A 13,432-nucleotide genomic window follows, 5' to 3' on the forward strand; every position below is an offset into this window, starting at 1 on the left:
ACAGGGGTCCAAGTGAAACGCGCAGGTTAGGGCTGGGCGGCGGGACGTGGCCGCGGGCGTCGAGGGGCGGGCGTAAGTGGGTCCTATCAAGCGGGTGTTGGCGGCTTGAAACCGTCCGAGCCCACCTCAACCGGCCCCCCAGCCGCCACCGTGAAGGATCCGTCCGACGGTGGATCCTCAAGACCTGACTCTCTGCCGTCTCCAAAAATCGGGCCGCGATGTCGTACTCGCTTGCGAAACTGGTGTCATGGCTAAGGTCTTTGGGCACATTGAAGGTCACCCGGTGGGGTCTCACTACCAGCGGCGGAGGGAGCTCAGCGAGGCTGGAGTGCACGCGCCGCTGATGAGCGGCATTCACGGCAACTCGTCGGAAGGGGCAGACTCAATCGTCGTATCGGGTGGCTACCGAGACGATGAAGATTACGGCGATGTGATCATTTATACCGGGCATGGCGGCCAGGAGAACAAGCGTCAGGTCCGTGATCAGAATATCGATGATCCTGGCAATGCCGGTCTAGTTCGGAGTGAACTTGAAGGTAATCTGATCCGTGTCATTCGTGGCGCCAAGGGAGACCCCGAGTATTCGCCCGAGTCGGGTTTTCGTTACGATGGCCTCTTTCGGGTGGAATCACATCACAGCAAGCTTGGCGCGGACGGCTACCGCATTTGGCAGTTCCGGCTGGTTGCCGCAGATTCGGAGGGTCGTGATGAGGTTGAGGTCCAGCCGTTTCACGGCGACGAAGGCGTGCATGGGCCGGTGCCCAGGCAGTCCGTCACGATCCAGAGGACTGTCCGTAAGAGTGCCGTCACGCAACTGGTGAAACGGCTACACAAGGGGCACTGTCAGATGTGTAGCCAGATCCTTCAGGTGCCGGGCGGCTCCTTCTATAGTGAGGGCGCGCACATTCAGGCAATCGGCCACCCTTATCATGGTCCGGATGTCCCGGAGAACATCCTTTGTCTCTGCCCTAACTGCCATGTTCTTTTCGACTACGGGGCGCGATATCTCACCGACGACCTTCGAATTGTCGACGGGCTCACGCATCAGGAGATAGGGGCTCTCCGGACTCATCAGAAGCATCGAATCGACGCTCGATTCGTTCGCCATCACCGTGGCCGCTGGGTCGCGGTTGACTGATCCATAGCTGCTGCGTCGGAGGTTCGAAGCCGGCCTGAGCATGGACGGGGGCCCTCGGCCGGGCGGGTGGTGGAGGTGCGGGGGGTGGTGGGGTGGGTGATCATCGGGTGGGGGAGGTGGTCGAGGGAGTGGCGCCGATGGGTGAGCAGGAGGCGAGTCGGGCGGAGCTGTCCGCGCGGCTCAACTGGCTGCGGGCGGCGGTGCTCGGGGCGAACGACGGGGTGGTCTCCACGGCGGGCATCGTCACGGGTGTCGCGGGTGCGGCGGAGTCGCGGACGGCGTTGCTGGCGGCGGGTGTGGCGGGGCTGCTGGCGGGGGCGATGTCGATGGCGGCCGGGGAGTACGTCTCGGTCAGCACCCAACGGGACACCGAGCAGGCCGCGTTGGCGCAGGAGCGGCGCGAGCTGGCGGAGGACCCGCAGGGCGAGCTGGACGAGCTGACCGACTTCTTCCGCGGCGCCGGCCTGGCGGACGGCCTGGCCAGGGAGGTGGCCGTGGCGCTCACCGAGCGGGACGCGCTGGCCGCGCACGCGCACACCGAGCTGGGCATCGATCCGAAGGCGCTCACCAACCCCTGGCAGGCGGCGGTCGCCAGTGCCGCCGCGTTCACCCTCGGCGCGCTGGTGCCGCTGCTCGCGGTGCTGCTGCCGCCGGATTCCCTGCGGCTGGTGGTGACGGTGGCGGCCGTCCTGGTGGCGCTGACGCTGTCGGGCTGGGTGAGCGCCCGCCTCGGTGGGGCCGGGCCCGGGCGGGCGGTGCTGCGGAACATCGTGGGCGGCGTGCTGGCGATGGCGGTCACGTACAGCGGCGGTGTGCTGCTCGACCACTTCACCGGGTAACCGGGTGGGTTGTCCCGACAGGCGGGGGCTCGACGCCTGTGTTTGTGTGGGGCCAAACCGCTTGGGAGAGGTGATCCACCGTGACGATGCCCCCGTTCGGATCGAACGATCCGTTCTCCGATCTGCTCAGCCGGTTCTTCGGAATGAGCCCGATGGCGTCCCCGCCCGCCGTGCAACGGGTGCCGATCGGCCGGCTGCTGAGCGAGTCCTCACAGGAACTGCTGGCGCTGGCCGCGCAGCGTGCGGTGGAGGACGGTGGTAGCGACCTCGACACCGCGCACCTGGCCTGGGCCGCCACCCGGGTGGACCCGTCGCGCCGGATGCTGGAGCGGGCCGGGATCGACCCGGACCGGCTCGCGGACGACCTGGCCAAGGCGCTGCCCTCCGGGGACACGACGGCCGCGCCGGAAGGGCGGCCCTCGCTGACCCCGGCCGCCAAGCGCGCGCTGCTGGCCGCGCACGCCCGTTCGCAGGCGGCCGGTGCCTCCTACATCGGGCCGGAGCACATTCTCGGCGCGCTTCTGGGAGAGGAGCGCTCGGGCGCCGGTGCGGCCCTGCGCAACGCCGCGCCCTCGCAGGAGGCGCTGCGCACGGTCCTGGACGGGCGTGGCGTGGGCGGTGAGCGCAGCAGCACGGGCGCGCACCCCAGCCAGACGCCCACCCTGGACGAGTACGGCCGTGATCTGACCGAGGAGGCCCGTGCCGGCCGGCTGGACCCGGTGGTCGGGCGGGCCGAGGAGATCGAGCAGACCGTCGAGATCCTCTCCCGCCGGACCAAGAACAACCCGGTGCTGATCGGTGAGCCGGGCGTCGGCAAGACCGCGATCGTCGAGGGCCTGGCGCAGCGGATCGTCTCCGGGGACGTGCCGCAGAACCTCGAGGAGAAGCGGGTGGTCGCCCTGGACCTGACCGCGCTGGTGGCCGGCTCCAAGTACCGCGGCGAGTTCGAGGAACGGCTGAAGGCCGTGATCGACGAGGTCACGGAGGCCGAGAAGAGCGTGATCCTCTTCCTGGACGAGCTGCACACGGTGGTCGGCGCGGGCGCCGGCGGCGAGGGTTCGATGGACGCCGGCAACATCCTCAAACCGGCCCTGGCCCGGGGCGAGTTGAGCGTGGTCGGCGCCACCACCCTGGACGAGTACCGCAAGCACGTGGAGAAGGATGCCGCGCTGGAGCGCCGCTTCCAGCCGGTGCTGGTGCCCGAGCCGAGTGTCGAGGAGACGATCGAGATCCTGCACGGGCTGCGCGACGCGTACGAGGCGCACCACCAGGTGCGGTTCACCGACGAGGCGCTGGACGCGGCCGCCGCCCTCTCCGACCGGTACGTCAGCGACCGCTTCCTGCCCGACAAGGCCATCGACCTGCTCGACCAGGCCGGCGCCCGGGTCCGGCTGCGCAGCCTGAGCGGCGCGACGGAGGCGGCGCCGGTGCAGGACCGGATCACCAAGCTCCGGCGGGAGCTGGAGGAGGCCATCGCGGACGAGGAGTTCGTGCGGGCCGCCAACCTCAAGACCGAGCTGCGCCAGACCGAGGACGAGCTGGCCGCGATGGCGGAGTCGCGCGAGGAGGTCGTCGAGGTCACCGCGGACGACATCGCGCAGGTGCTCTCCCGGCGGACCGGCATCCCGGTCGCCGAGCTGAACGCCACCGAGCGGGAGCGGCTGCTGAAGCTGGAGGAGCACCTGCACCAGAAGGTGATCGGCCAGGACCAGGCGGTGACCGCGGTCTCCCAGGCGGTCCGGCGCGGCCGGGCCGGGATGGGCGACCCGGAGCGGCCGACCGGCAGCTTCCTCTTCCTCGGGCCGACCGGTGTGGGCAAGACCGAGCTGGCGAAGGCACTGGCCGAGCTGCTGTTCGGCGACCCGGACCGGATGGTCCGTTTCGACATGAGCGAGTTCCAGGAGAAGCACACCGTCTCCCGGCTGGTCGGCTCCCCGCCCGGGTACGTCGGCTACGAGGAGGCGGGGCAGCTCACCGAGGCGGTCCGCCGCAAGCCGTACTGCGTGCTGCTCTTCGACGAGGTGGAGAAGGCCCACCCGGACGTCTTCAACCTGCTGCTCCAGGTGCTGGACGACGGACGGCTGACGGACGCCCAGGGGCGTACGGTCGACTTCCGCAACACCGTGGTCATCATGACCAGCAACATCGGCTCGCAGCGGATCCTCGACCACTCGGGCAACGTCGACGAGATCAGGGACGAGCTGATGCGCGACCTGCGCTCGCAGTTCCGCCCGGAGTTCCTCAACCGGATCGACGAGGTGATCGTCTTCCATGCGCTCACCCGGAAGGACCTGCTCTCCGTGGTCGACCTGCTGCTGGAGCGCAGCCGGCGCCGGCTGAAGGCGCAGGACGTGCGGCTGGAGGTCACCGAGCAGGCCAAGGAGTGGCTGGTGAACCGGGGTTACCAGCCGGAGTTCGGGGCGCGGCCGCTGCGCCGGACCATCCAGTCGGAGCTGGACAACCGGGTCTCCAACCTGCTGCTGGAGGGCACCGTGCAGGAGGGCGACACGCTGATCGCCGAGGTGAGCGACGGCGAGCTGGTGGTCACGCTGGCCCGGCCGGAGGCCTCGGCGACCTTCGAGGAGGCGGAGGCCAAGGCGCAGGCCGGGCCGGAGTGACCCACACCTGATTCCGCGCCCGCCGCGCCCGCCGCGCCCGCACCGGGCGCGGCGGGAAGCGGCTCAGTCGGCCTCGGGGAACACCTGGCGCAGCAGCGGGTCCGGCAGACCGCGGCGGCGCCACTCCCGCGGGTAGCCGAGCGACACCTCCTCGAAGCGGACGCCGTCGTAGCTGGTCACCCGCGGGATGTGCAGATGGCCGTAGATCATCGCGGCGGTGTTGAAGCGGCGGTGCCAGTCGGCCGTCAGCTCGGTGCCGCACCACTGGGCGAACTCCGGGTACCAGAGGATCTCGGTGGGGTGGCGGACCAGCGGGTAGTGGTTGACCAGCACCAGCGGCAGCTCCGGGTCGCAGGCCGCCAGCCGCTGCTCGGTGAGCCGGACGCGCTCGCGGCACCAGGAGTCGCGGTCGGGGAACGGGTCGGGGTGGAGCATCCGCTCGTCCGCGCAGACCACACCGCTGGTGTAGGCGGCCTCCAGGGACTCCTCCTTGGTGGTCGTGCCGGGCGCGCGGAAGGAGTAGTCGTACAGCAGGAACAGGGGGGCGACGGTGACCGGCCCGCCGGCGCCCCGCCAGACCGGGTACGGGTCCTCGGGGGTCACCACGCCCAGGCCGCGGCAGAGTTCCACCAGGTGCTCGTAGCGGGCCACACCGCGCAGCTGCACCGGGTCGTCGGGGTGGGTCCACAGTTCGTGGTTGCCGGGGGCCCACACCACGCGGGCGAAGCGTTCGGCGAGCAGGCCCAGGGTCCACTCGATCGAGGTGGTGAGCTCGGCGACATCGCCGGCGACGATCAGCCAGTCGTCGGGGGAGGAGGGTTGCAGCTTCTCCACCAGGTCGTGGTTCTCCTGGTAGGAGACGTGCAGATCGCTCACGGCGAGCAGGCGGCCGGCGCCGGTCGCGCCCTGCCGCGCTCCTCCCGTCGGCTCCGACTGTGCGTCACTTCGGTACTCGGTCGTCACTCCAGCCCCCATACGGTCACTCGGCCGATCCCGCCACAGTACGGTGGCCGACCGGCTTTGCGTGGCAGGTTGGCTGGATCAGTCGTTCGATCGGCTTGACCGGTTCGACGTCTCTTCGGCGCTTCTTCAGTCGTTCTCCAGTGGCCGTCGCGCGAGCGGGCCGGGGCGGTGTGGCGGGTGCGCGGGGTGGGCCACCGGTGCGGCGCAGCGCGGTCACCGGCCTGAGGTAGGACTCGATCGCCTTTGCTGGAACGGAAGTTGAAGGACGGGACGGCTGGCGGGGGCGGGCGTGCGCGGCGCCGGTAGGATCCCGCCCTTCCCCTGGCCTCGGCGTTGTGGCGGGACTCTTGACAACACGTCATGTCCGCGCCAGCTTTGGTGCACCCCCACAACGAGAGGTCTCTCATGAAGAAGCCGCTCACTGGCATACTCACCGCACTCCTGTTCGCCGGGGCCACCGCCCTCGCCGGAGCGGCCCCCGCCGCCGCGAGCGCCCCGGCCCCGGTCGGCGCCACGGCCGCCACCGCCACCGTCACCGAAGCCGCGGTCGAGGCCGTGGCCGCGCAGGGGCAGCAGGCGCAGGCCGCCGCCGCCGTCAACTTCGCCGGGACGGTGGCGCTCAGCAACTGTTCCGGTTCCCTGGTCCGGCTGCCCGGCTCGGCCGCGAACGACCCGGCGCTCGTCCTGTCCAACGGCCACTGCCTGGAGTCCGGTATGCCCGGCCCCGGCCAGGTCGTCGTGAACAAGGCCTCCAGCCGCACCTTCTCGCTGCTCAGCTCCACCGGCGGCAGCCTCGCCACGCTCCGCGCGACCAAGGTGGTCTACGGCACCATGACCGACACCGATGTGTCGATCTACCAGCTGAACACCACCTATGCGTCGATCCAGTCGCAGTACGGGATCGCCCCGCTGACCATCTCCGCCGGCCACCCCGCGCAGGGCGCCTCGATCAAGGTCGTCTCCGGGTACTGGAAGAAGATCTACTCCTGCTCGATCGACGGCTTCGCCTACCGGCTGAAGGAGGGCGGCTGGACCTTCAAGGACTCGGTCCGCTACACCTCCAGCTGCAACACCATCGGCGGCACCTCCGGCTCGCCCGTGGTCGACGCCGGCACCGGCCAGGTCGTGGCCGTCAACAACACGGGCAACGAGGACGGTCAGTACTGCACCGTCAACAACCCGTGCGAGGTGGACCAGAACGGTTCGGTGACGGTCCGGCAGGGAATCAACTACGCCCAGCAGACCTACGGCATCCCGGCCTGCTTCGCGTCCGGCAACCGCCTCGACCTCACCCTCCCCGGCTGCACCCTGCCGCGCCCCTGACCAGGACTCCCTTCCCGATGGGCCATCCGCTACCGGCGGATGGCCCATTCGGCCGTCTACCGGACGGCCATCGCTCGACCTGTCGAAGAGTGACGAACAGTTCCGTTGACCCAATGGAGAGTTGATGTCCACCACGCTCAGAAGGCTGCTGGTCGCCGTCCTGCTGATACCCCTGCTCGCCCTCGGTCTGGCGTCGCCCGCGCTCGCGCGGAGCACGGGAGCCCCGGACGTCCCCGCCGTGGACGCCCCCGCGGCGGACGCCGTCGGCTCGGCCACCGCCGACAACCCCTCCGCCGACATCAAGGACCGCCTGGCGGCGATCCCCGGGATGACCGTCACGGAGGAGAAGCCCACCACCACCGGCCACCGCTACTTCCTGCTCACCTACACCCAGCCGATCGACCACTTCCGGCCCTGGCTGGGCACCTTCCAGCAGCGGCTCAGCGTGCTGCACCGCGGTGACGACCGCCCGACCGTCTTCTACACCAACGGGTACACCCTCGGGACCAACCCGTCGCGCACCGAGCCGACCCGGCTGACCGACGGCAACCAGGTCTCCATCGAGTACCGCTACTTCACGCCGTCCCGCCCGGAGCCCGCCGACTGGACCAAGGCCGGGATCCGGCAGGCCGCGGCCGACTCGCACCGGATCATCACCGCGCTGAAGCGGATCTACCACCGCGACTGGCTCTCCACCGGGGCCAGCAAGGGCGGCATGTCCTCCGTCTACCACCGCCGCTTCTACCCGGACGACGTGACGGCCACGATCGCGTACGTCGCCCCGAACGACGTCGACAACCGCGAGGACTCCGCCTACTCCGCGTTCTTCCGCAACGTCGGGACCCCGGAGTGCCGCGCCGCGCTCAACGCCGCCCAGCGCGAACTCCTGGTCCGCCGCGACCGGCTGGAGGCCCGCTACGTGGCCGACAACGCCGCCGCCGGCTCCACCTTCACCACCGTCGGCAGCGCCGACCGGGCCTACGAGGCGGGCGTGCTCGACGTCGTCTGGGCGTTCTGGCAGTACAGCACCGAGGCGGACTGCGCGACCGTCCCGGCGGCGGCCACCGCGACCGACGACCAGCTGTACGCCTGGTTCGACGCCCAGTCCGGCATCACCGGCAACAGCGACCAGTCGCTCGCCAAGTACACCGCGTACTACTACCAGGCGGGCACCGAGCTGGGCTCGCCCGGCTTCGACGTCTCGCACCTCAAGGGCGTGCAGCACTACGACTTCAAGGAGCTGTACTCGCCGCGCAGTTACGTGCCGAAGAACATCCCGATGCGCTTCGACCCGTCCGCGATGTCTGACATCGACCGCTGGGTGAAGCGCTCCGCCGAGCGGATCATCTTCGTCTACGGGCAGAACGACCCGTGGGGCGCCGAGCCGTTCCACCTCGGCCGGGGCAGCGAGGACAGTTACGTCTACACCGTGCCCGGCGGCAACCACGGCTCCAACATCGGCAAGCTGACGGCCGACGACTCGGCGGCGGCCACCGCCAAGGTGCTGGAGTGGGCCGGGCTGGCCGACCCGGCCACCGCCCGCTCCCTCGCCCAGAGCCACCGGATCCCGCCGTTCGGTGAGCTGGACGCGGAGGGTCTGAAGCTGGAGCGTCACCGCCCGTAGCGGGACGGCGCACACGAAGGGGTCACCCGTCGGCACCGGGCCGGCGGGTGGCCCCTTCCGGTGGGCGCGCGGGGTGGAGCGTACGCGGGCGCACAGGGCGCACCCCTCCCCGAAGCGGTGAATCAGTGCTTCAATACTTCTATGGCCTACCGTCGCACGCCCGCCGTACAAGCCCGCCTGGACGCCCAGCGCGAGGCCGTACTGCAGGCCGCCGTCGGGCTGCTCGCCGAGCGCGGCTACGGCGGCTGCTCGATGGCCGCCGTGGCGGACCGCACCGGGATCGCCACCGGGAGCCTGTACCAGCACTTCGCCGGCAAGGCCGAGCTGTCCGTCGAACTGTTCCGTCGGGTGGTCACCCGCGAGATCGCCGCCGTCACCGCCGCCGTCGCCTGCCGGGAGACCCCGCGACAGCGGATCGCCGCCGTGGTCGAGACCTTCGCGACCCGCGCCCTGCGCGCGCCCGTACTCGCCTACGCGCTGCTGGTCGAGCCGGCCGACGCCGTCGTGGACGCCGAACGGCTGGTGTTCCGGCGGGCCTTCCGCGACGTGATCGCCACCGAGATCGCCGCCGCCGTGGCGGCCGGCCAACTGCCCCGCCAGGAGCCGGAGCTGACCGCCGCCGCGCTGGTCGGCGCGGTCGCCGAGGCACTGGCCGGCCCACTCGGGGCAGCCCCTGAAGCCGCTGCCCCCGCAGCCGCTGAAGCCGCCACCCCCGAAGCCGCCACCTCCGGCACCGTGCCCGAGGTGGTCCCGGCCCTGGTCTCCTTCACCCTGCGTGCCCTGGGAGGACGCGATGACAGCGACGCATGAGGTCACCAACCAGGTGCCCCTGCCGTACGGACACGACACCGCCGCCGACCCGTCCCTGCTCGCCGCCCTGCACCGGGCCGGCGCCGGCTGGGCCGAACCCGAACTGCGCGAACTCGGCCGCCTGGCCGGCTCCGAGCAGGCCGCCGAGTGGGGCCGGCTGGCCAACGAGAACCCGCCCGTGCTGCGTACCCACGACCGCTTCGGCCACCGGATCGACGAGGTCGAGTTCCACCCGGCCTGGCACGAGCTGATGCGCACCGCCGTCGGCCACGGTCTGCACGCCGCCCCCTGGCGCGACGAACGGCCGGGCGCGCACACCGCCCGGGCCGCCAAGTTCTTCGTCTGGAGCCAGGTCGAGGCCGGCCACACCTGCCCGATCTCGATGACCTACGCCTCGGTGCCGGCCCTGCGCGCGAACCCGGCCCTGGCGGGCGAGTTGGAGCCGTTGCTGGCCGCCACCGAGTACGACTTCGGGCTGCGCGAGCCGCACGGCAAGCGCGGCCTGATCGCCGGCATGTCGATGACGGAGAAGCAGGGCGGCTCGGACGTCCGCACCAACACCACCACCGCCACCCCGTACGCCGACGGCACCTACCGGCTCACCGGCCACAAGTGGTTCACCTCCGCCCCGATGTCGGACCTCTTCCTGACGCTGGCCCAGGCGCCGGGCGGTCTCAGCTGCTTCATGCTGCCGCGGGTGCTCCCGGACGGCGGACGCAACCGCCTGCTCCTCCAGCGGCTCAAGGACAAGCTGGGCAACAAGTCCAACGCCTCCGCCGAGATCGAGTACGACGGCGCGGTCGGCCTGCTGGTCGGTGAGGAGGGCCGGGGTGTGCGGACCATCATCGAGATGGTCAACATGACCAGGCTCGACTGCACCATCGGCGCCGCTTCCGGCATGCGCCTCGGCGCCACCCGGGCGGTCCAGCACGCCCTCCACCGGCGGGCGTTCGGCAAGGAGCTGATCGACCAGCCGCTGATGCGCAATGTGCTCGCCGACCTGGTCGTCGAGTCCGAGGCGGCCACCACCGTCGCGATGCGCCTTGCCCAGTCCACCGACCGGGCCCTCGCCGGGGACGAAACCGAGGCGCTGGTACGGCGGTTGGGGCTGGCCGTCGCCAAGTACTGGGTCTGCAAACGCGGTCCGGCGCACGCCGCCGAGGCGCTGGAGTGCCTCGGCGGCAACGGCTACGTCGAGGAGTCCGGTATGCCCCGGCTCTACCGGGAGGCGCCGCTGGTCTCGATCTGGGAGGGCTCCGGCAACGTCGCCGCCCTGGACGCGCTGCGGGCCATGGCCAAGCACCCGGAGACGGTCGAGGCCTTCTTCGGTGAACTGGACGCGGCCGCCGGTGCGGACCGCCGGCTCGACGCGGCCGTCGCCGGACTCCGCAAGCAGCTCGGGGACACGGCGGACCTGGAGTACCGGACGCGCCGGCTGGTCGAGTCGATGGCGCTGGCCTTCCAGGGCGCGCTGCTGGTCCGCCACGGCAGCCCGGAGGTGGCCGACGCGTTCTGCGCCTCCCGCCTCGGCGGTGACCACGGCGCCGCCTTCGGCACCCTGCCCGCCGGCCTCGCCGTCGGGACGATCATCGACCGCGCCCGTCCGGTACCCGCGTGAGCGCCGCCACCGCCGGGCGGCCGGAAGGCCCCGGCGGGCGGCGCGCGGAGGCGGCCGAGGTCCGCGCCTTCTGGCAGGGCCTCGGCCTGCCCGGCCTGATCGACGTCCACACCCACTTCATGCCGAAGAACGTCCTCGACAAGGTCTGGGCGTACTTCGACCGGGCCGGCCCGCTGGTGGACCGGCCCTGGCCGATCACCTACCGCGAGGACGAGGCCGAACGCGTCCAGCGGCTGCGGGACTTCGGCGTCCGGGCGTTCACCTCGATGCTCTACCCGCACAAGCCGGGCATGGCCGGCTGGCTCAACGCCTGGGCCGCCGACTTCGCCGCCCGCACCCCGGACTGCCTGCACACCGCCACCTTCTTCCCCGAGCCCGGCGCGCCCGGCTATGTGGCACGGGCCCTGGCGGACGGGGCCAGGGTGTTCAAGGCGCACCTCCAGGTCGGCGGGTACGACCCGGCGGACCGGCTGCTCGACGAGGTCTGGGGCCTGCTCGCCGAGACCGGCACCCCCGTGGTCACCCACTGCGGCTCCGGTCCCGTCCCCGGCAAGTACACCGGCCCCGGTCCGGTCGGCCGGGTGCTCGCCCGCCACCCCCGGCTCAACCTGGTGGTCGCCCACCTGGGCATGCCCGAGTACACCGACTTCCTCGACCTCGTCGAGCGCCACCCCGGCGCCCGCCTCGACACCACCATCGCGTTCACCGACTTCGCCGAGCGCGACACCCCGTTCCCGGCCGCCGAACTGCCGCGCCTGCGGGGCCTGCGGGAGCAGGTCCTGCTCGGCAGCGACTTCCCCAACATTCCGTACCGGTACGTTCACCAGCTGGACGCGCTGGCCCGGCCGGGCCTGGGGGAGGAGTGGCTGCGGGCCGTCTGCCACGACAACGCCGCCCGGCTGTTCGGCCTGGCCGACGCCGGAGGCCCGGCCCACCCGGCCCGCCCCGGGGGCCGGGCGGCGCCCGAGGGGGGCGTACCGCTTCGGCGCACCGGGCCGTACGCCTGACCCGGTGGGCCATGACCTCGGAGGTGCATGACCTCGGAGGTGCATGACCTCGGAGGTAATCGACGGCCGGCGGCCGGCCGGGCAGGGTGGGGAGCACCCGGTGCCGAACGCGGCGCCGGGCCCCGGCCCCCTGCCCCGACTCCTCCCGGAGGTTGATCCGCCATGTCCGCGAACACCCTGCCCGGCGGCCGTACCGCCCTCACCCCCGTCGACGCCCCGTGGAAGGCCCTGCGCGGCTTCCTGGCCCTGGACGCGGTGGTCAGCGGCGGCAACGGCCTCGCCTATCTGGCCTTTCCCGGACAGCTCGGTGACCTGCTCGGCGCAGGCCGCGCCACCCTGCTCGGCCTCGGCGCCGTCCTGGCGGTGTTCGGTGCCGCGGTCGGCGTCCTGGCCGCCCGCCGGCGACCGCCGCGGCTCGGCGTGCTGGCGGTGATCGACATCAACCTGGCCTGGGTGGTGCTTAGCCTGGTGGCGATGGCGGCCTGGCTGGAGCCGACCACCACCGGGCTGGTCTGGATCCCGCTGCAGGCCGCCGTCGTGGCCCTGTTCGGAGCCCTGCAGTTCACCGCCCTGCGCCGGACCGGTGCGCTCTCCCGCTGACCAGGCCGCGCTACGCCCGGGGCACCGCTTCCCGGGGCGCCGCCTCCCGGAGCACCGCCGCGGTCTGCGCGTCGGCCGGCAGGAAGGTCTCCATGGCCAGCTCGGAGACGGTCACGTCCATCGGGGTGTTGAAGGTCGCGACGGTGGAGAGGAACGACAGCACCCGCCCCCGGTACGCCACCCGCAGCGGCAGCGCGAACGGGAAGAGCTCGGCGATGTCCTCGTCGGTGTCGTCCAGCAGCCGGTTCGCGGGCTCGGGGTAGGCGCTGACCTCCTCGTACAGCGCCCGCAGCGGCGCCGAGCGGACCAGCTCGATCTGGCGCTCCATCCGTTCCAGCAGGTGCCGCCGCCACTGCCGCAGGTTGGCGATCCGCGGTGCCAGCCCCTCGGGGTGCAGGGTGATCCGCATCGCGTTGAGGGGCGGTGCCAGCAGCCGGGGGGTGACCCCGTCGAGCAGGACGCCGAGCGAGCGGTTGACCGCCAGCACCCGGAAGACGCCGTCGACGACCAGGGCGGGGTACGGGTCGTGTGCGGCCAGCAGCCGCTCCATGCCACCGCGCAGGGCGTCCATCGCCGGGTCGTCGAGCGGGGTCTCCGGGTAGTGCGGGGCGTAACCGGCCGCCAGCAGCAGCGTGTTGCGCTCCCGTACCGGGACGTCCAGGTGCTCGGCGAGCCGCAGCACCATCTCCTGGCTGGGCCGGGACCGGCCGGTCTCGATGAAGCTGATGTGCCGGGCCGAGGAGTCGGCCCGCAGGGCCAGTCGCAGCTGGCTGAGCTGCCGCCGCTCGCGCCAGCCGCGCAGCAGCGCCCCCACGCCCGTACCGGTTCCGGTCTCCGCCGTCGTCATGCCAGGACGGTACTACCGGGAGACCGGACCGCAGTGGCCGAACCG

General features: G+C 71.7%; 11 protein-coding genes. 9 read left to right on the plus strand and 2 right to left on the minus strand.

All coding sequences use genetic code 11. The features are described from left to right. Positions 1-247: 247 nt before the first annotated feature. The 3 genes from ACIO5D_RS17890 (at position 248) to ACIO5D_RS17900 (ending at position 4,595) form a co-directional block, all read left to right on the plus strand. A complete protein-coding gene (locus ACIO5D_RS17890; RefSeq protein ID WP_400652148.1) occupies positions 248-1,138 on the plus strand; it encodes a YDG/SRA domain-containing protein in 891 nt (296 codons plus the stop codon). Positions 1,139-1,275: 137 nt separating this feature from the next. Then, positions 1,276-1,977 carry a VIT family protein gene (locus ACIO5D_RS17895; RefSeq protein ID WP_400652151.1) on the plus strand — a complete coding sequence of 234 codons (702 nt, stop codon included), beginning with the start codon at positions 1,276-1,278 and terminating at the stop codon, positions 1,975-1,977. Positions 1,978-2,063: 86 nt separating this feature from the next. Further along, positions 2,064-4,595: an ATP-dependent Clp protease ATP-binding subunit gene (locus ACIO5D_RS17900; protein WP_400652344.1), complete on the plus strand. Its 2,532-nt coding sequence runs from the start codon at positions 2,064-2,066 to the stop codon at positions 4,593-4,595. A 63-nt stretch (positions 4,596-4,658) separates the two neighbouring features. Here the strand turns inward: ACIO5D_RS17900 and ACIO5D_RS17905 are convergent, their stop codons facing one another. Then, entirely contained in the window at positions 4,659-5,570 is a 912-nt protein-coding gene (locus tag ACIO5D_RS17905) for a metallophosphoesterase family protein (RefSeq protein ID WP_400796191.1), read from the minus strand. Positions 5,571-5,963: 393 nt separating this feature from the next. On the opposite strand from ACIO5D_RS17905, the gene ACIO5D_RS17910 reads away from it, so the two are divergent. The 6 genes from ACIO5D_RS17910 (at position 5,964) to ACIO5D_RS17935 (ending at position 12,540) form a co-directional block, all read left to right on the plus strand. Beyond that, a complete protein-coding gene (locus tag ACIO5D_RS17910; protein ID WP_400796194.1) occupies positions 5,964-6,881 on the plus strand; it encodes a serine protease in 918 nt (305 codons plus the stop codon). A 124-nt stretch (positions 6,882-7,005) separates the two neighbouring features. Next, entirely contained in the window at positions 7,006-8,505 is a 1,500-nt protein-coding gene (locus tag ACIO5D_RS17915; protein ID WP_400796197.1) for a S28 family serine protease, read from the plus strand. Between the two features lie 141 nt (positions 8,506-8,646). After that, positions 8,647-9,315, plus strand: a complete 669-nt coding sequence (locus ACIO5D_RS17920; protein ID WP_400796200.1) for a TetR/AcrR family transcriptional regulator — start codon at positions 8,647-8,649, stop codon at positions 9,313-9,315. Continuing rightward, positions 9,299-10,933 carry an acyl-CoA dehydrogenase family protein gene (locus ACIO5D_RS17925; protein ID WP_400796202.1) on the plus strand — a complete coding sequence of 545 codons (1,635 nt, stop codon included), beginning with the start codon at positions 9,299-9,301 and terminating at the stop codon, positions 10,931-10,933. Before ACIO5D_RS17920 ends, ACIO5D_RS17925 begins: the two co-directional genes overlap by 17 nt. Next, entirely contained in the window at positions 10,930-11,940 is a 1,011-nt protein-coding gene (locus tag ACIO5D_RS17930; RefSeq protein WP_400758968.1) for an amidohydrolase family protein, read from the plus strand. Before ACIO5D_RS17925 ends, ACIO5D_RS17930 begins: the two co-directional genes overlap by 4 nt. Positions 11,941-12,102: 162 nt before the next feature. Beyond that, positions 12,103-12,540 carry a hypothetical protein gene (locus ACIO5D_RS17935; RefSeq protein WP_363607090.1) on the plus strand — a complete coding sequence of 146 codons (438 nt, stop codon included), beginning with the start codon at positions 12,103-12,105 and terminating at the stop codon, positions 12,538-12,540. 10 nt (positions 12,541-12,550) lie between these two features. On the opposite strand, the gene ACIO5D_RS17940 is transcribed toward ACIO5D_RS17935, so the two are convergent. Continuing rightward, a complete protein-coding gene (locus tag ACIO5D_RS17940; RefSeq protein ID WP_400796205.1) occupies positions 12,551-13,387 on the minus strand; it encodes a helix-turn-helix domain-containing protein in 837 nt (278 codons plus the stop codon). Between the last annotated feature and the right edge of the window lie 45 nt (positions 13,388-13,432).

It is taken from the genome of Kitasatospora sp. NPDC087315 (assembly GCF_044744345.1).
GTDB lineage: Bacteria > Actinomycetota > Actinomycetes > Streptomycetales > Streptomycetaceae > Kitasatospora.